17 protein-coding genes are annotated in these 18,804 nt (G+C 66.3%); 7 read left to right on the top strand and 10 right to left on the bottom strand.

Features of this window, described 5'->3' with window-relative positions; translation table 11 throughout:
• Positions 1–95: 95 nt before the first annotated feature.
• Positions 96–2,201 (top strand): transglycosylase domain-containing protein, encoded by a 2,106-nt coding sequence (locus ACRYLO_RS16800; RefSeq protein WP_482661203.1) that lies wholly within the window; start codon positions 96–98, stop codon positions 2,199–2,201.
• Here the strand turns inward: ACRYLO_RS16800 and ACRYLO_RS16805 are convergent.
• From ACRYLO_RS16805 to ACRYLO_RS16835, 7 genes are all read right to left on the bottom strand, one after another.
• The gene (locus ACRYLO_RS16805) at positions 2,198–2,899 is read right to left on the bottom strand and encodes an SDR family NAD(P)-dependent oxidoreductase (RefSeq protein ID WP_482661204.1); all 702 of its coding nucleotides are present in this window, start codon (positions 2,897–2,899) and stop codon (positions 2,198–2,200) included. The two genes, ACRYLO_RS16800 and ACRYLO_RS16805, sit on opposite strands and share 4 nt — an antisense overlap.
• Positions 2,896–3,564, bottom strand: a complete 669-nt coding sequence (locus ACRYLO_RS16810) for a glutathione S-transferase family protein (protein ID WP_066658930.1) — start codon at positions 3,562–3,564, stop codon at positions 2,896–2,898. Before ACRYLO_RS16810 ends, ACRYLO_RS16805 begins: the two co-directional genes overlap by 4 nt.
• A 79-nt stretch (positions 3,565–3,643) precedes the next feature.
• A complete protein-coding gene (gene gltB, locus ACRYLO_RS16815; protein ID WP_482661769.1) occupies positions 3,644–8,116 on the bottom strand; it encodes a glutamate synthase large subunit in 4,473 nt (1,490 codons plus the stop codon).
• Between the two features lie 38 nt (positions 8,117–8,154).
• Positions 8,155–8,892 carry a hypothetical protein gene (locus tag ACRYLO_RS16820; protein ID WP_482661205.1) on the bottom strand — a complete coding sequence of 246 codons (738 nt, stop codon included), beginning with the start codon at positions 8,890–8,892 and terminating at the stop codon, positions 8,155–8,157.
• On the bottom strand, positions 8,889–10,343 hold the full coding sequence (locus tag ACRYLO_RS16825; protein WP_482661206.1) for an NAD(P)-dependent oxidoreductase: 1,455 nt from the start codon (positions 10,341–10,343) through the stop codon (positions 8,889–8,891). Before ACRYLO_RS16825 ends, ACRYLO_RS16820 begins: the two co-directional genes overlap by 4 nt.
• 143 nt (positions 10,344–10,486) lie before the next feature.
• Positions 10,487–11,287: an undecaprenyl-diphosphate phosphatase gene (locus ACRYLO_RS16830; protein ID WP_482661207.1), complete on the bottom strand. Its 801-nt coding sequence runs from the start codon at positions 11,285–11,287 to the stop codon at positions 10,487–10,489.
• Between the two features lie 55 nt (positions 11,288–11,342).
• The gene (locus ACRYLO_RS16835; RefSeq protein ID WP_482661770.1) at positions 11,343–12,272 is read right to left on the bottom strand and encodes a complex I NDUFA9 subunit family protein; all 930 of its coding nucleotides are present in this window, start codon (positions 12,270–12,272) and stop codon (positions 11,343–11,345) included.
• 120 nt (positions 12,273–12,392) lie between these two features.
• Between ACRYLO_RS16835 and pdxH the strand changes: the two genes are divergently transcribed.
• Together pdxH and ACRYLO_RS16845 are read left to right on the top strand one after the other, a co-directional pair.
• Positions 12,393–12,971: a pyridoxamine 5'-phosphate oxidase gene (pdxH, locus tag ACRYLO_RS16840; protein ID WP_482661208.1), complete on the top strand. Its 579-nt coding sequence runs from the start codon at positions 12,393–12,395 to the stop codon at positions 12,969–12,971.
• The gene (locus tag ACRYLO_RS16845; RefSeq protein ID WP_482661209.1) at positions 12,968–13,876 is read left to right on the top strand and encodes a cation diffusion facilitator family transporter; all 909 of its coding nucleotides are present in this window, start codon (positions 12,968–12,970) and stop codon (positions 13,874–13,876) included. The genes pdxH and ACRYLO_RS16845 overlap by 4 nt, the downstream gene beginning before the upstream one ends.
• On the opposite strand, the gene mnmA is transcribed toward ACRYLO_RS16845, so the two are convergent.
• Positions 13,873–14,982, bottom strand: coding sequence for a tRNA 2-thiouridine(34) synthase MnmA (gene mnmA, locus ACRYLO_RS16850; protein ID WP_482661210.1), 1,110 nt, complete (start codon positions 14,980–14,982; stop codon positions 13,873–13,875). The two genes, ACRYLO_RS16845 and mnmA, sit on opposite strands and share 4 nt — an antisense overlap.
• Positions 14,983–15,096: 114 nt before the next feature.
• Between mnmA and ACRYLO_RS16855 the strand changes: the two genes are divergently transcribed.
• The 3 genes from ACRYLO_RS16855 to ACRYLO_RS16865 all read left to right on the top strand — a co-directional run bounded on the left by ACRYLO_RS16855 (position 15,097) and on the right by ACRYLO_RS16865 (position 16,126).
• Positions 15,097–15,321 (top strand): hypothetical protein, encoded by a 225-nt coding sequence (locus ACRYLO_RS16855; RefSeq protein WP_482661211.1) that lies wholly within the window; start codon positions 15,097–15,099, stop codon positions 15,319–15,321.
• Between the two features lie 100 nt (positions 15,322–15,421).
• A complete protein-coding gene (sciP, locus tag ACRYLO_RS16860; RefSeq protein WP_066658893.1) occupies positions 15,422–15,721 on the top strand; it encodes a CtrA inhibitor SciP in 300 nt (99 codons plus the stop codon).
• 144 nt (positions 15,722–15,865) lie between these two features.
• A complete protein-coding gene (locus ACRYLO_RS16865) occupies positions 15,866–16,126 on the top strand; it encodes a GlsB/YeaQ/YmgE family stress response membrane protein (protein ID WP_066658922.1) in 261 nt (86 codons plus the stop codon).
• A gap of 150 nt (positions 16,127–16,276) precedes the next feature.
• Here the strand turns inward: ACRYLO_RS16865 and ACRYLO_RS16870 are convergent, their stop codons facing one another.
• Both ACRYLO_RS16870 and ACRYLO_RS16875 read right to left on the bottom strand, forming a co-directional pair.
• Positions 16,277–16,987 carry an SIMPL domain-containing protein gene (locus tag ACRYLO_RS16870; RefSeq protein ID WP_482661212.1) on the bottom strand — a complete coding sequence of 237 codons (711 nt, stop codon included), beginning with the start codon at positions 16,985–16,987 and terminating at the stop codon, positions 16,277–16,279.
• An 88-nt stretch (positions 16,988–17,075) separates the two neighbouring features.
• The gene (locus ACRYLO_RS16875; protein WP_482661213.1) at positions 17,076–17,336 is read right to left on the bottom strand and encodes a GlsB/YeaQ/YmgE family stress response membrane protein; all 261 of its coding nucleotides are present in this window, start codon (positions 17,334–17,336) and stop codon (positions 17,076–17,078) included.
• A gap of 238 nt (positions 17,337–17,574) precedes the next feature.
• Here ACRYLO_RS16875 and ACRYLO_RS16880 point away from each other — a divergent pair, with 238 nt between their 5' ends.
• Positions 17,575–18,795, top strand: coding sequence for an efflux RND transporter periplasmic adaptor subunit (locus ACRYLO_RS16880; RefSeq protein WP_482661214.1), 1,221 nt, complete (start codon positions 17,575–17,577; stop codon positions 18,793–18,795).
• Positions 18,796–18,804 lie beyond the last annotated feature (9 nt).

The following is an 18,804-nucleotide window of genomic DNA, read 5'->3' on the forward strand; positions in this document are numbered from 1 at the left end:
GATGGGGCGCGGCGGAGCGTGGGGTGCATGCGCCGTCCCGACCCGCACGCAGCTTGCCCAAACTGTTTTAGCGGCGTAATACAGTGTCCGGCCCCATGCGATACGATACACTTTACCCCGAAATTCCGGACGCGCGCGGCCCTGCTGCCCAGCCTCAGCCCGTCGGTGCCGGCGGGGCGAGCCCGCCGCTCGGTGACTATACGGTCAATCTGCCCGTCATCGTGCGGCGTCGGAAATGGCGGTGGGTGCCGCGGATCCTCGCCGGGCTGATTCTGTTGTTCCTCGCGGCGGTCGCCTGGCTGGTGTGGACCGCGCCGCTCAGCAAATCGCTCGAACCGCCGGTTCCGCCGTCGATCACATTGCTCTCGGCCGAAGGCACGGCGATTGCGCGGACCGGTGCGGTCGTCGGCAAGCCGGTCGATGCGGCGCAACTGCCGGAGCATGTCGTGCAGGCGTTCGTTGCGGTCGAGGATCGCCGGTTCCAGTCGCATTGGGGCGTCGATCCACGCGGCATATTGCGCGCCTTCGTCAACAACATGTTCACCGACAATGGCCGTCAGGGTGGCAGCACGATCACCCAGCAGCTGGCAAAGAACGCCTTCCTCAATTCCGACCGCACCTTTGGCCGGAAGTTTCAGGAGGTGCTGATCGCCTTCTGGCTGGAGGCGTGGCTGACCAAGAACGAAATTCTCTCGCGCTATCTGTCCAACGTCTATTTCGGCGACAATCAATATGGCCTCGACGCCGCCGCGCGCCATTATTTCAGTCGCCCGGCGACCGACCTGACCACCGCTCAGGCCGCGATGCTGGCTGGACTGGTCAAGGCGCCGTCGCGGCTCGCTCCGTCCTCGAACCTCAAGGGCGCGCGCGAGCGTCAGGCAGTGGTGGTGAGCACGATGGTCGATGCCGGCTTCCTGACCGAGGCGGAGGGCAAAGCGGTGCAGCCGGCACGGCTGCGCCTGTCGAAAGTGAAGACGCTGCCCAGCGGCACCTATTTCGCCGACTGGGTCCTGCCCGAGGCGCGCGACCGTTCGGGCGAGATCACGACCAACCAGACCGTAACCACGACACTGGAGGCGCGGATGCAGCGCGCGGCCGAGCGTGCGGTACGCAATGCGGCGTTGCGCAAGGCCCAGGTCGCGATCGTCGCGATGCGCCCCGATGGCCGGGTGATCGCCATGGTCGGCGGCAAGAATTACGCCGCATCGCCATTCAACCGCGCAACCCAGGCCCAGCGCCAGCCGGGATCGACCTTCAAGCTGTTCGTCTATCTGGCCGCCTTGCGATCCGGCATGACCCCGGATTCGATCGTTCGCGATGAGCCGATCACGATTGGCGACTGGAGCCCGAAGAACAGCGACGGGCGCTATCGCGGCCCGATCACGCTGCGCGAGGCGTTTGCCCGGTCGAGCAATGTTGCCGCTGCCCGCCTGACCCAGCGGGTCGGCGTGCCGGCCGTGATCCAGGCCGCGCGCGATCTGGGTATCACCAGCCCGATCCCGAACGAGGCTTCGATCGCGCTCGGCACGTCGAGCGTGTCGCTGCTGGAGCTGACCGCCGCTTATGCCGCGATCGCCAGCGGCACCACCCCGGTCCGCCCGCGCGGACTGGCAGACACGGACGAGCCCGGCTGGGCGGCGCGGCTGACCGGCTCGGCACGATCGCTGTCGCGCCGCGAACTGGACGGGATGCGCGACCTTCTCTCCGCGACGGTCACGGGCGGCACGGGGCGCTCCGCCGCGCTGGCGATCGACACCTTCGGCAAGACCGGAACGACGCAGGACAATCGCGATGCCCTGTTCCTCGGCTATGCCGACGGGATCATCACCGGCGTGTGGATGGGCAATGACGATAACAGCCCCAATGCCGGTCTGGCAGGCGGCGGTGCCCCGGCACGGGTGTGGCGCGATTTCATGAGTCAGGCGCTGGGCGTCGCGGCGCGTCCGCGACCCGAGCCGGTGGTCGAGAATGTCACGGACGTGCTGGTCGAGGACCCGGACAATTTCATCGAGGACGGCATCGAGCTGGAGGGCAGCTTTGGCGGCCGTGAGCTGGGCGTGCGCGTCAACCGCGACGGCAGCATCGAAATGACCCGCCCGCGCCGTGAGGGTCCGCCCGAGGATGAGTTCGTCGAAGAGCCGCGCGACCGCGGCCGGCGCGACGAGCGGCGGCGGGAACAGGTACCCGAGGACGAGTTCTAGGCGGGAATTTCCGCGCCGTCCCAGGCGAAGCATTTCCCGCTGTCGACCGGCTTCAACCCCTCGATCACATCGAGCAGTTGCAGCGCCGCGCGCTCCGGATCGAACAGCTTGCCCGGTGCCACCGTCCCGCGAAACGGCTGCGACAGCGCCGTATCGACCGTGCCCGGGTGCAATCCGACGACAATCGACCGGTCGTTGCGGCGCGCGGCGTCGATCGCGAAGTTGCGGATCAGCATGTTGAGCGCCGCCTTGGACGCGCGATAGCCGTGCCAGCCGCCTAACCGGTTGTCGCTGATGCTACCGACCCGCGCCGATAGCGCCGCGAACACCGGGGTGCCGGTACGCGGCAGCAGCGGCAGAAAATGCTTGGCGACGAGCGCGGGGCCGATCGTGTTGATCGCGAACACGCGGGCCAGCCAGTCGGGATCGAGGTCGCGCAGCGCCTTCTCCGGCCCGCGCTCGCCCTCGCCAAGGATGCCCGTCGCAACGAAGATCAACGACGGCGGCGGCCCGGCGGCGACCCGCGCTGCGGCGGCCTCGATGCTCGCCTCATCGGTGAGGTCTAGATACGCGTCGCCGCCCAGCGACCGGCCGAAACGCCACACCTTGGCATGCGCCGCTTCCTCCTCCAGCGCATCGGCGAACGCGCCGCCAATCCCGCCGCTCGCACCGATGACGACCGCGCTGGCCGCGCTCACAGGTCGAGCTTCTCGTAATCCGCCGGCGGGTTGATCCCCTCCATCCGCTCGGCCAGCAGCGGGCGGAAGCTCGGGCGGCTCTTCATGCCGACATACCAGCGCTTGGCCTGCTCATGGCTCTTCCAGTCGATCCCGCCGAGATAATCGGCAACGCTGATCTGCGCTGCGGCGGCCAGATCGGCGAGGCTCATCGTCGCACCGCCCAGCCAGGTGCGGTGATCGAGCAGGAAATCGATATAGTCGAGATGCGCGACCGCGGCCTTCATCGCCTCGCGCAATGCGCCGCTGTCGGGCGTCGCGCGCTGGACGATGCGCTTGATCATTCGCTCGTTGAGCAACGGCCCTGTGATGTCGCGAAAAAACTGGTTGTCGAACCAGCTGACCAGCCGCCGGATCTCTGCGCGGTCGGCGGCGGTACCGTTGAGCAGGGCTGCCTTGCTCACCGTTTCCTCGAAAAACTCGCAGATCGCGACCGAATCGATCAGCACGACCCCGCGATCATCGGCCATGACCGGGGTCTGCCCGGCCGGGTTCATGTCGAGAAATTCGTCGCGCCGCGCCCAGGGCGATTCGCGCACCGGCTCATAGCCTACGCCCTTCTCACCCAGGACGAGCCGCACCTTGCGCGAGAAGGGGCACAGGGGGAATTGGTAAAGCTGCCACATGCTGACCGGCATAGGCGCGCGGGGCGGGGGGCGGCAAGGGAAGTAGAAAAAATCCTCCCCGGAACGGGGAGGATTTGAATTACTCCGCCGCGACCATCTCCACGCTGTCATCCAGCGGATGCGCCAGCCGCGTCAGCATTTCCTTCGGCACCACCTGCCAGAAATGGCCGCGGACCCGGTCCCAGTCTTCGAGCAATCCGCGCGACCATTTGCTGTCGGTCGCTTCGGCATGGTCGGTGATCAGGTTCTTGAGCACCGCTTCCCAATGCAGCGACGACAGCCGCTGCCACACGATGCTCTCGCCATTGGCGCGCGCGTCGAAGCTGCGGCTCTCGTCATAGATGAACGCCATGCCCCCGGTCATGCCCGCGCCGAAATTCGCGCCAACTTCACCCAGCACCACCGCGACGCCGCCGGTCATATATTCGCAGCCATTGGCGCCACAGCCCTCGACCACCACCTGCGCGCCCGAGTTGCGCACCGCGAAACGCTCGCCCGCCTGGCCGGCGGCGAACAGCCGGCCTGAGGTCGCGCCATAGAGCACGGTGTTGCCGATGATCGTGTTGTCCTGGCTGGCGAGCGGCGAGCTGACCAGCGGGCGCACGATGATCGTGCCGCCCGACAGGCCCTTTCCGACATAGTCGTTGGCATCACCGAACACTTCGAGCGTCACGCCCTTGCACAGGAACGCGCCGAGCGACTGGCCGGCCGATCCGCGCAGGCGGATCTGGACGTGACCATCGTTGAGCTTCGACATGCCGAAAATCTTGGTGATCTCGCTCGACAGCCGTGTGCCGACCGCGCGGTGGGTGTTGCGGACATTATAGGCGAGCTGCATCTTCTCCCCGCGTTCGAACACCGCGCGCGCGTCTGCGATGATCTGCGCGTCGAGGCTGTCGGGCACCGCGTTGCGCCAGGTCGACAGGCTGAACCGCCGCTCGCTCTCGTCCGCGTCGACCTTGGCCAGGATCGGGTTGAGGTCGAGATCGTCGAGATGCTCGGCGCCGCGGCTGACCTGACGCAGCAATTCGGTGCGGCCGATCACCTCGTCCAGGCTCTTGCAGCCAAGCTTGGCGAGGATCTCGCGCACTTCCTCGGCGATGAAGGTCATCAGATTGATGACCTTTTCGGGCGATCCGGTGAATTTCTGGCGCAGCCGTTCGTCCTGCGTGCACACGCCGACCGGGCAGGTGTTGCTGTGGCACTGGCGCACCATGATGCAGCCCATCGCGACGAGGCTGAGCGTGCCGATGCCGAATTCCTCGGCACCCAGGATCGCGGCGATCACGATGTCGCGCCCGGTCTTCAGGCCGCCATCGGTGCGCAGCCGCACCCGCCCGCGCAGGCCGTTGAGAGTCAACGTCTGGTTGACCTCCGATAGCCCCATTTCCCATGGCGTGCCGGCATATTTCACGCTGGTTTGCGGTGACGCGCCGGTGCCGCCGACATGGCCGGCGACCAGGATCACATCGGCATGCGCCTTGGCCACGCCCGCCGCAACGGTGCCGATGCCCGCGCTCGACACAAGCTTGACGCACACCCGCGCGCGCGGGTTGATCTGCTTGAGGTCGTAGATGAGCTGCGCCAGATCTTCGATCGAGTAGATGTCGTGGTGCGGCGGGGGCGAGATCAGCGTCACGCCGGGCGTCGAATGGCGCAGCCGCGCGATGAACTCGGTCACCTTGAACCCGGGCAACTGCCCGCCCTCGCCGGGCTTGGCGCCCTGTGCGACCTTGATCTCCACTTCCTCGCACGCGCCGAGATATTCGGCGGTGACCCCGAAGCGGCCGCTCGCGATCTGCTTGATCGAGCTGTTGGCGTTGTCGCCATTTGAATAGGGCTTGTAGCGGATCGAATCCTCGCCACCCTCGCCCGACACCGCCTTTGCGCCGATGCGGTTCATCGCGATCGCCAGCGTCTCATGGGCCTCGGGCGACAGCGCGCCGAGGCTCATGCCCGGCGTCACGAAGCGCTTGCGGATTTCGGTGATCGCCTCGACCTGATCGATCGCAACGCCCTCAGTCGGGAAATTGAATTCGAGCAGGTCGCGCAGATAGACCGGCGGCAAATCGCGGACCCCGCGCGAGAATTGCAGATAGGTCGAATAGCTGTCGGTCGATACCGCAGTCTGCAGCGTGTGCATCAGCTGCGCGCTGTAGGCATGCGTCTCGCCGCCGTGCCGCTGGCGGTAGAAGCCGCCGATCGGCAGCGTCGCGACCGCGCTGTCATAGGCCGCATCGTGGCGCATCGTCGCGTTGAGGTGCAGCGAGGCATAGCCTTCGCCCGAAATCTTCGCGGGCATGCCGGGGAAGAAGTCGTTGACCAGTGCGCGCGACAGGCCGACCGCCTCGAAATTATAACCGCCACGATAGCTGGAGATCACCGCGATCCCCATCTTCGACATAATCTTGAGCAGGCCTTCGTCGATCGCCTTGCGGTGGTTCTTGAGGCATTGCTCGAACGACAGCTCACCGAACAGGCCGCGCGCATGGCGGTCGGCAATCGCGGCTTCGGCCAGATAGGCGTTCACCGTGGTCGCGCCGACGCCGATCAGCACCGCATAATAATGGGTGTCGAGGCATTCGGCGGTGCGGATGTTGACGCTGGCGTAGGAGCGCAGCCCCTTGCGCACGAGGTGCGTGTGAACCGCCGCCGCTGCCAGCACGCCGGCAATGGCGATGCGGTCGGGGCCGACGGCTTCGTCGGTCAGGAAAATCTCGGTCTTGCCCGCGCGCACCGCCTGTTCGGCCTGAAGCCGGATGTCGGCGATGGCCGCGCGCAGCGTCTCCGGCCCGCCACCGGCCGGGAAGCTGTAATCGATCTCCGCCGCCTGCGCGCCGAAATAGCTTTTGAGCCGCGCCCAGTCGCCATTGGTCAGCACCGGGCTTTCCAGCACCAGCACCTTGTTCGCGGTCTGCGCGGTGTCGAGGATGTTGGCGAGATTGCCGAACCGCGTCTTGAGCGACATCACATGCCGTTCGCGCAAGCTATCGATCGGCGGGTTGGTCACCTGGCTGAAATTCTGGCGGAAGAACTGGCTGATCAGCCGCGGCTTGTCGCTGATCACGGCAAGCGGCGTGTCGTCGCCCATCGACCCGACCGCCTCCTTGGCGTCGGTCACCATCGGCGAGAGGATCAGCTCCATGTCCTCCAGCGTCTGTCCGGCCGCAACCTGGCGACGGGTCAGTTCGGCGCGGGTCCATGCAGGTGGCGCATCGGCGGCGGCGGGCAGATCGTCGATCCCCATGAACTCGCCGATCATCGACGCGTAATCATATTCCCCGGCGATGCGGTCCTTGACCTCGCCATCGGTGTAGAAACGCCCTTCCTCCAGATCGACCGCGATCATCTGGCCCGGCCCCAGCCGCCCCTTGGCGACCACGGTCGCTTCGGGGATCTGGACCATGCCGGTCTCCGACCCGACCACCAGTAGCCCGTCGGACGTGCGCGTATAGCGCAGCGGACGCAGCGCGTTGCGATCGACGCCAGCCACGGCCCAGCGGCCATCGGTCATCGCGAGCGCGGCGGGGCCGTCCCACGGCTCCATCACGCTGGCGAGATACTTGTACATCGCCAGATGCTTGTCGGGCATCGCATCGATCGCCTGCCACGCTTCGGGCACCAGCATCAGCTTGGCGGTCGGCGCGTCGCGGCCGGAGCGACAGATCGCCTCGAACACGGCGTCGAGCGCGGCGGTATCGGATGCGCCCGCCGGGATCACCGGCTTGATGTCCTCCGAATGCTCGCCGAACGCGGTCGCCGCCATCTTGATCTCGTGGCTCAGCATCCAGTTCTTGTTGCCGCGGATCGTGTTGATCTCGCCATTATGGGCAAGACAGCGGAACGGCTGGGCCAGCCACCATTGCGGGAAGGTGTTGGTCGAATAGCGCTGGTGGAAGATCGCGACGCGGCTGACGAAACGTTCGTCGCGCAGGTCGGGATAGAATTCGCTCAGCGACTCCGCGAGGAACAGCCCCTTGTAGATGATCGAGCGGCACGACAGCGAACAGATGTAGAAACCGCTGATCTGCGCGGCGATGATCCGCTTTTCGATGCGACGGCGGACGAGGTAGAGGTTCTTCTCGAACTCGGCCGCGCTCTGTTCGTCGGGCATCGGCCCGGCGATCATGATCTGCTCGATCTCCGGCCGGGTCGCCTGCGCCTTTTGCCCGATGACCGAGACATCGACCGGTACCTGCCGCCAGCCATAGATGGTGTAGCCCGCATCGATCAGCACGCTTTCGACGATCGTGCGGCACGCCTCCTGCGCGCCCAGATCGACGCGCGGCATGAAGATCATGCCGACCGCCAGCCGGTTGGGCAGCACGCGATGCCCGCTGGCGAGCACCGCATCGTCAAAGAAGCGCAGCGGCAGATCGACATGCAGCCCGGCACCGTCGCCGGTCTTGCCATCGGCATCGACCGCGCCGCGATGCCACACCGCCTTCAACGCATCGATTGCACCCTGCACCACGCGGCGCGAGGGTTGCCCATCGATCGCCGCGACCATGCCCACACCACACGCATCGCCCTCGAACTCGGGGCGGTACATGCCCTCACGGGCGAGGCGTTCGCGTTGGGTTTCGGTGGTCACTTCTGAGCTTCCTTCCCAGCCATGAACTCTTCCGCCGCCTTTTTGACGACGGCTTCAAGCTCGGCTTCTTCCTCCGGTGAGGATTCATTCATCCACGCCGCCTTCACCCGCGCGACTTCCGGATTGATCTTCTGAATCTTGGCAAAAGCCGGCGTGCGCGCAAACGCCATCAGAGCCGCCTGATCTTCAGGCGACATCTGGGCAATGACCGCGGGCATTCCCGCTGCTAACCCCTGACGCATGCTCTTGGTGCTGATATCCTCGTCCTGCGCAGCCTCGCTCAGCATGGGTTTGAAGTCGAAATGCCGACTCACCGCGCTGATGAGGCGCGAACCGGCGCTTGAGCCATAGTAGCGTTGCGCCTGCTCAATCTCTGCCGGGGTGAGATTGGCGTCATAAATGCGGGCCAGTCGGTTCCATAGCGTCGGCAGGGACGTAATAACCTGACGTTCGATCGTCGGTCTCATCTGGGCGATGATATGATCAATGAAACCGGGATATTCACGCTCGGTTTCCGCCATTTCGGGATCGGCCCGCATGCTGGCCGCGAGTTCTCCGCCGGCAAACAGGCGATCGCTTTCGGACGTTATGCCCTCCGCAGGGTTCGTAGTCTCCGCGAGTTTCAGCGCCGCTGGCGATACCGACGATGCCTCCTGAGTTGGGAGCGGCGCGGTTGCGCTGGCTACCGGCGCCCCGGCGAGCGCGGTGATGAACAGGCAGATGGCGATCGTCATGCTGCGACCCGTTCTTTGCTCCGGGGCGCTTTTGCCTTCGCCTTCAACCACGCATGCATCCGCTCGCTCACATCGCGGCCGTCACGGATTGCCTGCACCACCAGGCTCGCGCCCTTGACGATGTCGCCGGCGGCGAACACGCCGTCGAGGTTGCTCATCATCGTGCGCGCGTCGGTGCGAACGGTGCCCCAGCGGGTGACGCCCAGCGCGGGCGCATTGAACAGCACCGGCAGGTCTTCGGGGTCGAAGCCGAGTGCCTTGATCACCAGATCGGCGGGCACGTCGAACTTAGCGTCGGGATCGGGCTCGGGCGCGCGGCGGCCGCTGGCGTCGGGGGCGCCAAGGCGCATGCCGACTGCCTTGACCGCCGTCACCTGCTCGCCGCCCTCAAATGCCTCGGGGGCGGAGAGCCAGACGAACTCGACGCCTTCCTCCTCGGCATTGGCGGTTTCGCGCTGGCTGCCCGGCATATTGGCGCGGTCGCGGCGATACAGGCACTTCACCGATTCCGCGCCCTGGCGGATCGCGGTGCGGACACAGTCCATCGCGGTGTCGCCGCCGCCGATCACGACTACGTTTTTGCCTGCGGCGTTAAGGCTGCCATCCTCGAACGCCGGGACGCTGTCGCCAAAGCTCTTGCGGTTCGACGCGATCAGGTAATCGAGCGCATCGACCACGCCGGTCGCACCGACGCCCGGTGCCTTGATCGCGCGCGGCTTGTACACGCCCGTCGCGATCAGCAGCGCGTCATGCTTCTGGCGCAGCTGCTCCAGCGTCGCATCCTTGCCGACGTCGAACCCGAGGTGAAAGACGATGCCGCCCGCCGCCAGCCGGTCGGTGCGGCGCGTGACGATGTGCTTTTCCAGCTTGAAGCCGGGGATGCCATAGGTCAGCAGCCCGCCGGCGCGGTCGTGGCGGTCATAGACATGCACGTCATAGCCGAGCACGCGCAGATATTCCGCCGCAGTCAGGCCCGCCGGACCCGCGCCGATCACGCCGACCGACTGGCCGCGCGCGGGGCCGGGCTGCAACGGCTCGACCCAGCCCTGATCCCAGGCGGTGTCGGTGATGAACTTTTCGACCGACCCGATCGTGACCGTGCCGTGGCCGGAGGATTCGATGACGCAATTGCCCTCGCACAGCCGATCCTGCGGGCAGATGCGGCCGCAAATTTCGGGCATGGTCGAGGTGCTGTTGGACAGCTCGTACGCTTCGCGCAGCCGCCCCTCGGCGGTCAGGCGCAGCCAGTCAGGGATATGGTTGTGCAGCGGGCAGTGCACCGTGCAGTACGGAACACCGCATTGCGAGCAGCGCCCGGCCTGATCCTCGGCGGTGGGTGGCGCATAGCGCTCCGCGATCTCGCGAAAATCCTCCGCGCGCAGCTCTGGATCGCGCTTGGGCGGAAACGCCTGCGCACGATCGACGAATTGGAGCATCACATCCTTTGCCATGCGGCGCGCGATGACAGGATTTCCCTCCAGAGTCACGCAAAAATGCCGATATAGGTAAGCAGTACTTCCCTATTATCGGGTGCACCTAGGCTAAGTTCCGCATTCGACGCAATATCATTTCAAGCTTATGGCCGTATCGGACCTTAGCGCAGCGACAGGAAGAGAATAGCCGCAGCACCAACTGCGATTCGGTACCAGGCAAAGGGCGCGAAGCCGAATCGACCGACAATCTTCACGAACGCCTTCACCACAAACAATGCGACGATAAACGACACACCCAGGCCGATCGCAATGCCGCCAAGGTCATCGGCATTCAGCAGGTCGCGATCCTTGTACAGCGAGTAGGCGGTCGCACCCGCCATGGTCGGCACCGCGAGGAAGAAGCTGAACTCCGCCGCCGTCTTGCGCTCGACCCCCATCAGCAGCGCACCCATGATCGTCGCGCCCGACCGGCTGACCCCCGGGATCATCGCGATGCACTGGACCAGCCCGATTGCGACCGCAGTTGTAAGCGGCATCGTCTCGACGCGCTCGACCTTCACCACCTTGACCATGCGTTCGATGATCAGGATCGCGACGCCGCCGACGATCAGAGCGACCGCGACGGTCATCGGCGACTGGATCAGCGCGCGGATCCCCTCATAGGCGACCGCGCCGATCAGCATCGCGGGCAGAAATCCGATCAGAATGTTGCGCGTGAACCAGATCGCCTCGCGCTCCCCGTGCAACAGGCCCATGCCGATGCCCCAGAAACGCCGCCAATAGGCCACCAGCACCGCCAGGATCGCGCCAAGCTGGATCGCAACCTTGAACGCGACCGATCCTTCGCCGGTAAAGCCGAGCAGCTCGCCCGCCAGGATCAGATGCCCGGTCGATGACACGGGCAGGAATTCGGTCAGCCCCTCGATAATGCCGAGAATGATGTAGATCGCGATGTCGCTCACGGCGCGCTCCCCCTGCCGGGTGTGCCCGGTCGTTCAACTGTGCCGGATGTGGCGGTCAGGCGTGGCGCGCGTCGGCGAACCGGCCATGTTTGCGATACTGGACCAGCCAGTGCGGCGCGACTGCGCCCAGCGGCGTCGGCGCGATGTCGAACGCGGCGAGGCCTTCGCCCGATGCGACATTGTCCTGCTGCAGCATCAACCACTGGTCCCAGCTGATCGGTGCGCCCGGCAGGAAGCCGAGCGATGCCAGCGCGGCTCCGGCAACATCGGGCAGCTCGACCACCGGCTTGTCGCGACCGATCGCGCCGAGCAGCCAGCGGTGGAACTGGGTGAAAGTCATGACGTCCGGCCCGCCCAGCTCAATCGTCTGGCCGGCATAGCGCGCCGGGTCGGCGATCGCGCGGGTCACCGCCTGGGCGACATCGGCGACCCACACCGGCTGGATCTTCGTCCCGCCCTTGAGCACCGGGACGAACGGCAGCGACGCGGCCAGCGCGGCGAAGCGGTTCACGAACTGATCCTCGCGCCCGAACATCAGGCTGGGGCGCAGGATCGTGGCGGTGGGGAAGGCGGCAAGGACAGCCGCCTCGCCATCGCCCTTCGACCGGCCATAGGCCGAGGGTGAGTCGGAATCGGCGCCGATTGCGGACATCTGCACGAAGCTGGTGGCGCCAGCCGCGGCGGCCGCCTTGGCGGCGTTGCCCGATCCGCGCGCGTTGACGAAGTCCATGCGGCTGCCAAACACCCCGACCAGATTGACCACGGCGTCCGACCCGGCCACCGCGCGTGTCAGCGTGTCGGGGCGGGTCACGTCGGCGGCAACGAACTGGGTCTGGCCCAGGCCGCCCAGCGGCTTGAGGAACCACGCCGCGCGGGGATCGCGCTGCGCGATCCGCACCCGCGCACCGGCCTTGAGCAGGCTCTGCGCGATATAGCGTCCGGCGAAACCGCCGCCGCCGATCAACGTCACCAGCTTGTCCTTCATCGCGTCCTCGAACAATTTGACCAAAGTCTGCGCTCCCCATGCCGCGCGATCCGGCAAAGGGCAATGCCGGGATCGTCGTTCCCCCTCCCGCTTGCCGCGCCAAGGGTCTATGGCGGGGGGATGACCGACGATCCCTTTGCCCTGTTCGATGCCTGGTACCGCGAGGCGCGGACGACCGAGATCAACGATTCCAACGCCATGGCGCTGGCGACGGTGAGTGCGGATGGCCAGCCGTCGGTGCGGATGGTGCTGCTCAAGGGCCATGGCCCCGAAGGCTTCACCTTCTATACCAACCGCGAAGGGCGCAAAGCGGGCGAGCTGGAAGCCGTCCCCCGCGCGGCACTGCTGTTCCATTGGAAATCGCTGCGCCGCCAGATCCGCATCGAAGGGCCGGTGAGCCGGGTGACCGACGCCGAATCCGACGCCTATTTCGCGAGCCGTAGCCGCGACTCGCAGCTCGGCGCATGGGCCAGCGACCAGTCGCGCCCGCTCGCCGATCGCGCGACGTTCGAAGCGCGCTTTGCGCAGATGCAGGCGCGGTTCGACGGCGGCGATGTGCCGCGTCCCCCGCATTGGGGCGGCTATCGCGTCGCGCCGGAGCGGATCGAGTTCTGGCTCGATCGCGCACATCGCCTGCATGAACGCCGCGTCTTTACCCGCAACGGCGACCACTGGGATCAAGGCATGCTGTATCCATGAGCGCAACCCCGACCCGGGCGGCGATTGCCAGCGTATGCGCGGCGCTGCTGCTGGGCGGGCTCAAGGCTTATGCGGCCTGGACCACCGGATCGGTGGCGATGCTGGCCAGCCTATCGGATTCGGTACTGGATCTGATCGCGTCGCTGGTGACGCTGGCCGGGGTGCGCATCGCCGCGCAGCCCGCCGACGCCAATCACCGCTTCGGCCATGGCAAGGCCGAGGCGCTGGCGGCGTTATTTCAGGTGGTGCTGATCTCCGCCTCGGCCACCTTCATCGCGGTGCGCGCGATTGAGCGGCTGACCAGCGGGCAGGTCGCGGCCGACCCCGAAGCCGGGATCATCGTGTCGGTGATCGCGATCGGCGTGACGCTGCTGCTCACCGCCTATCAGGCGCGCGCCATCGCGGCGAGCGGATCGATCGCGATTCGCACCGACCGGCTGCATTATCAGTCAGACCTGCTGCTCAATTCCGGGGTGATCGCCGCGCTTGTGCTCGAATCCGTCCTGCATCTGCGCGGCGCGGACCCGGTGTTCGGCATCGGCATCGCACTATGGCTGCTGTGGGGCGCCTGGCATGCGGCGAGCGACGCAATCGGCCAGCTGATGGACCGCGAATGGCCGGAGGAAAAGCGCCGCGCCTTCATCGCCTGTGCCGCCGCGATCCCCGGCTTTGAAAGCCTGCATGACCTGCGCACCCGTACCAGCGGGTCACAGGATTTCGCCCAATTCCACATCCATGTCCCGGCATCGATGAGCGTCGCACAGGCGCATGATGTGGTCGAAGCGCTGGAGGCGCGGCTCGAGGCCGAATTCCCCGGCACCGAAATCCTGATCCATGTCGATCCGGAGGGGCAGGTCGATCGCCCCGGCGAACCGCTGCGCGAAGCCAACGAGCTGGGCGGTTAGGCCGTGACCATTTCCGCCCGCTCGGTCTCGGCGATCCACCCGCCGCCAAGCACGCGTTCGCCGGAATAGAGCACCGCCGCCTGGCCCGGCGCGACGCCATATTCGGGCGCGTCGAACACCACCCGGTCGCGATCGAGCCGCGCCGGCACCGGGCGTGCCATCGACCGGACCTTGGCGGTCAGCGGGCCTTCATGGCTGCCGCCGATCCAGTTCAGCCCCTCGATCCGCGCCGCGCTGACCGCCAGCGCGGATTTGGGGCCGACCACCACGTCGCGCGTGGCGGGATCGAGGCGCAGGACATAGAGCGGCTCGGGGCTGCCCCCGATTTCGAGGCCCCGGCGCTGGCCGACGGTGAAGTGGATCAGCCCCTTATGCGCGCCAAGCTTGTTGCCGGCTTCGTCGACGATCGCGCCGGCGGTGTCGGCCTCGGGCCGCAATTTCTTGACCAGCGTCGCATAGTCGCCATCGGGAACGAAGCAGATGTCCTGGCTGTCGGGCTTGCCCGCAACGCCAAGGCCGATCTCCGCCGCAATTTCCCGTACCCGTGCCTTGGGCAGGCCACCCAGCGGGAAGCGCAGGAAATCGAGCTGCGCGCCGGTGGTCGCGAACAGGAAATAGCTCTGGTCGCGCGCCGGGTCGGCTCCCTTGTGCAGTTCCGGCCCCTCGGTCCCCTCGACCCGCTGCACATAATGGCCGGTGGCGAGGCAATCGGCACCCAGGTCGCGGGCGAGCGCGAACAGGTCGGTGAATTTCGGCCCCATATTGCATTTGACGCAGGGGATCGGGGTGCGGCCGGCGAGATAGGTATCGGCGAAATCGTCGATCACCGTCTCGCGAAAGCTGCTTTCATGATCGAACACATAATGCGCGATGCCCAGGCGATCGCATACGGCGCGCGCATCGCGAATGTCGCGGCCCGCGCAACAGCTGCCCGCGCGCCCCACCGCCTCACCATGATCGTAGAGCTGCAGCGTGACGCCGATCGTCTCAGCGCCCGTCCGTGCGGCGAGCGCGGCCACGACCGAACTGTCGACCCCGCCCGACATGGCGACGACGATGCGCCGCTTTGCGAGCGGCCCGGTCAGCTGAAAATCTGCGGCAAACATCGCCGCGCACATAGGGGTTTCACGGGGGCGATGCAAAATCGCTGTATTTACCGGGCTTTCAGCCTTCGCGATTAAACGGGGTCGGATGAGTTCGACCGATGACAGCAGGCTCCAGTGGATTTGAGCTTCCGATTCGACCGCGATGTCGCGGCGACGCCGATCGCCGCGCCGGTCGCCGTGCTGCTGGCGGCGGCGGCGGTGCGCCAGTCGGCCAGCCCGACCGCGCGGCTGCAATTCCGGCTCGACCGGCTGGCACCAGCGCACGGTCTGCTCGCGCCGCCGCATGGCGCGTTCAACCTGGCGGTCGAGCGCACGCTAACCCGGTGGCAAGTTCGATGAAGGCGCCATTTACCGTGCCGTTTAGGCGAAGCGAAATCCGCAGAGGTTATGACGGGTTTCGGATGCAGTTGGGGACCCCCCGCCCTGATCGAGGTATTGAATGATTGAGAACCAGAAGATCCGCCCAGCGAAAGTGATCGGTCCGCTCGGCGAACCGCTGACGCTCGATTCGCTGCCGCCGCCCGAAACGACCCGCTGGGTCGTGCGCCGCAAGGCGGAGGTCGTCGCGGCGGTCAATGGCGGCCTGCTCAGCATCGATGAAGTGTGCGAGCGCTACGGCCTGACCGTAGAAGAATTCGCCGGGTGGCAGCGTGCGATCGACCGGTCGGGCATGCCCGGCCTGCGCGTGACACGGATCCAGCACTACAAGTCGCTGTATGAGCGCCAGCAGAAATACTGAAATGATCCCGGTAACCTAGGCCGGGCTCTGACCCTCTCTCCCATCCGCCCGCGCCTCAAAACGCGGGCGGAACCATTTTCCGCCCCTGCGCGTCTTCGCTTCACATAGTCCGCGCGGCTTGCGGACTTCACAGTGGAGGAAGTTATGGACCTGGTTGGACTGATTGTCTGGCTCGTGATCGGCGGCGTGGTCGGCTGGCTCGCCAGCCTGGTGATGCGCACCGACGCCCAGCAGGGCATTTTGCTCAACATCGTTGTCGGCATTGTCGGCGCGTTCATTGGCGGCCTGCTGTTCGGCGGCTCGATCAACAGCGCGATCACCGTGATGACCTTTGTGTCGTCGCTGGTCGGCGCGATCATCCTGCTCGCGATCGTCAATCTCGTGCGTCGCGGCTCGGTGCGTTGATCGGTTGATTCAGCTTCGCTGAAACGGCACCGGCCCGCTCCCCCACCCGGCCACCCATATCATGCTACCGCTGGGTGGCCGGGTGGGGGAGCGGGCCGGTGCCGCAGCCCAAAAAAAAGGGGCCGTCCCGGCTGGGGCGGCCCCTTTTCTTTACTTCAGCAGGAAGCGGACGCGTACGGTCGCGCTCACCTGCTGTTCGCCCGGCGCGATTTGGGTCGAATCCTTGGCTTCGGCGCGGACCATCATCTGTGGCACCGGTCCCGGAGCGCCGCCCTCGCTACCTTCGCTGACCATCAGGATGCGGTCGATGCGCATCCCGAGCGCCCCGGCATAGAGGGCAGCGCGGGCGCGCGCGCGCTTGACCGCATCGACCCGCGCTTCGTCCATTGCCGCGTCGATCGCATCGATCGTCAGGCTCGGCCCGTCGATCTGGTTCGCGCCCTGCTTGACCAGCGTGTCGAGGATCGTGCCGCTGCGTGCGATGTCGCGAAACTTCACCGACACGCTGTTGCTCGCCTGATAGCCGGTGATGACCGGCGGCTGATTCTCGGCATAGCGATATTGCGGGCTGAGCGAGATGGTGGCGGTCTGGATGTCGCGATCGGCGATCCCCGCTGCCTTGAGCGCGGTCAGCACCGACGCCATCTGCCGCGCATTGGCCGACAACGCATCGGCCGCCGTCGCGCCCTGGCTGACGACGCCGGCGCGGATTACTGCGATGTCGGGAACGCGATTGACCCGGCCCTCTGCCACGACATCGAGCAGCGTGCCTTCGCTGGCGATTGCGGTCGGGGCGGTCTGCGCGGCAGCGGCAAGCGGCACGGTGGCGGCAAGTGCGGCGGCGCTCAGCAGTCGGATCATGGAGTTGGGCCTTTCAGCAAAAAATTGTCCCGCCGCTGCGTAAGGCAGGGCGGGACAACCGGGGCTGAACGCCCCTTGCAGCAAGCGTTCAGCGCGTGCGGCGCGTCATCACCAGCCGATACAGCGCGAGCAGCACGATCGCGCCGACCGTGGCGGCAATATAACTGTTAAGGGTGCTGGTCAGGTCGACGCCGATCGACGGCGCGACAAACCCGGCCAGCAATGCCCCGGCAATGCCGATCAGAATGGTGACGATGATACCGCCCGGGTCCTTGCCCGGCATGATCAGCTTGCCAAGGACGCCGGCCACCAGGCCGATCAGGATCCAACCAAGAATTCCTTCGGGCATGCTTTCCTCCTGTAGTCGTCTCCGTCCCCCGATCAGGCTGGAGCGATTGCGAGATTGCATGATGAACGCCCCGCTGAATACCCCCATTTGCGCGAGACTTGAGCTTGCGCGAAATGACCAAAACAGGCATTTGCCGCGCACCTCAAAACTGCCCTTGAGGCAAGTGACTTATTCAGATAATACAGCGCGACGGGGAGGACCCGCGCCGGCCGTTGGTCGGGGGTGAAAGAGGTCGCGCATGAATTACGAGGCTCGGATGTTCGGTGGGGAAGAACGACTCGCTCTGGCGGGTGAAGGCGAAAAAAGCTCGCGTCGCAAATGGTGGATCATCGCGGGCGTGATTGCGCTCGTCGTGATCGTGGCGGCGTATTTCGCCTTTGCCTCGGGCGGTGCGACCGACAAGGCCGAGCCAGCCAAGGCGGGCGCTGCTGGCGCGGCCAAGGGCGGGCAGGGCGGTGATCGTCAGCTGCCGACCGTCACCGTCGCGGTCCCGGGCCGCAGCACCATCACCAGCGTGATCAACGGCACCGGCTCGCTCGCCGCGCGTCGTGAAATGCCGGTCGGCGTCGCGGGCGAGGGCGGTATGGTCACACGCGTGCTGGTGGAGCCGGGCGACTGGGTCAATGCGGGTCAGGTGCTCGCCACGGTCGATCGTTCGGTCCAGAGCCAGACCGCCCAGTCGCAGGCGGCAAGCATCCGCGTCGCGCAGGCCGACCTCAATATTGCACAGGCCGAGCTCGATCGCGCGCAGCAGCTGCTGGGGCGCGGGTTCGTGTCCAAGGCGGATATCGATCGCAAGACCGCGACCCGTGACGCCGCCGCCGCGCGCGTGCGTGTTGCCCAGTCGCAGCTGTCCGAAACGCAGGCGCGCAACCGCCGCCTCGACATTCGTTCGCCCGCTGCTGGTCTTGTCCTTACCCGCGCGGTCGAACCGGGTCAGATCATCAGCTCGGGTTCGGGCGCGCTGTTCCGCGTCGCCCAGGGCGGCCAGATGGAATTGCGCGCGCAGCTGAGCGAAGCCGACCTCCAGCGCATCCCGGTCGGCGCGCGCGCTGAGGTCACGCCGGTCGGGACCGACCGCAGCTTCACTGGCGAAGTGTGGCAGGTGTCGCCGGTCATCGACCCGCAGACGCGGCAGGGCATTGCGCGCGTCGCATTGTCGTTCGATCGGGCGCTGCGTCCGGGCGGCTTTGCCTCGGCGCGGATCAATGCGGGCGGCGCTGTCGCCCCGCTGCTCCCGCAATCGGCGATCCAGAGCGATGCCAAGGGCAATTTCGTGTACATCCTCAATGCCAAGGATGAGGCTGAACGCCGTAACGTCACCACCGGTGACGTGTCGGATATCGGGGTTGCGATCACCAGCGGGCTGGACGGCACCGAACGCGTGGTCCTTACCGCAGGCGCGTTCCTCAACCCGGGACAGAAGGTCAAGCCGAACCTCACCACGCTGAAGCGTTAAGGGACAACG

The sequence above is a fragment of the Sphingomonas sp. SDUR79 genome, assembly GCF_056821745.1.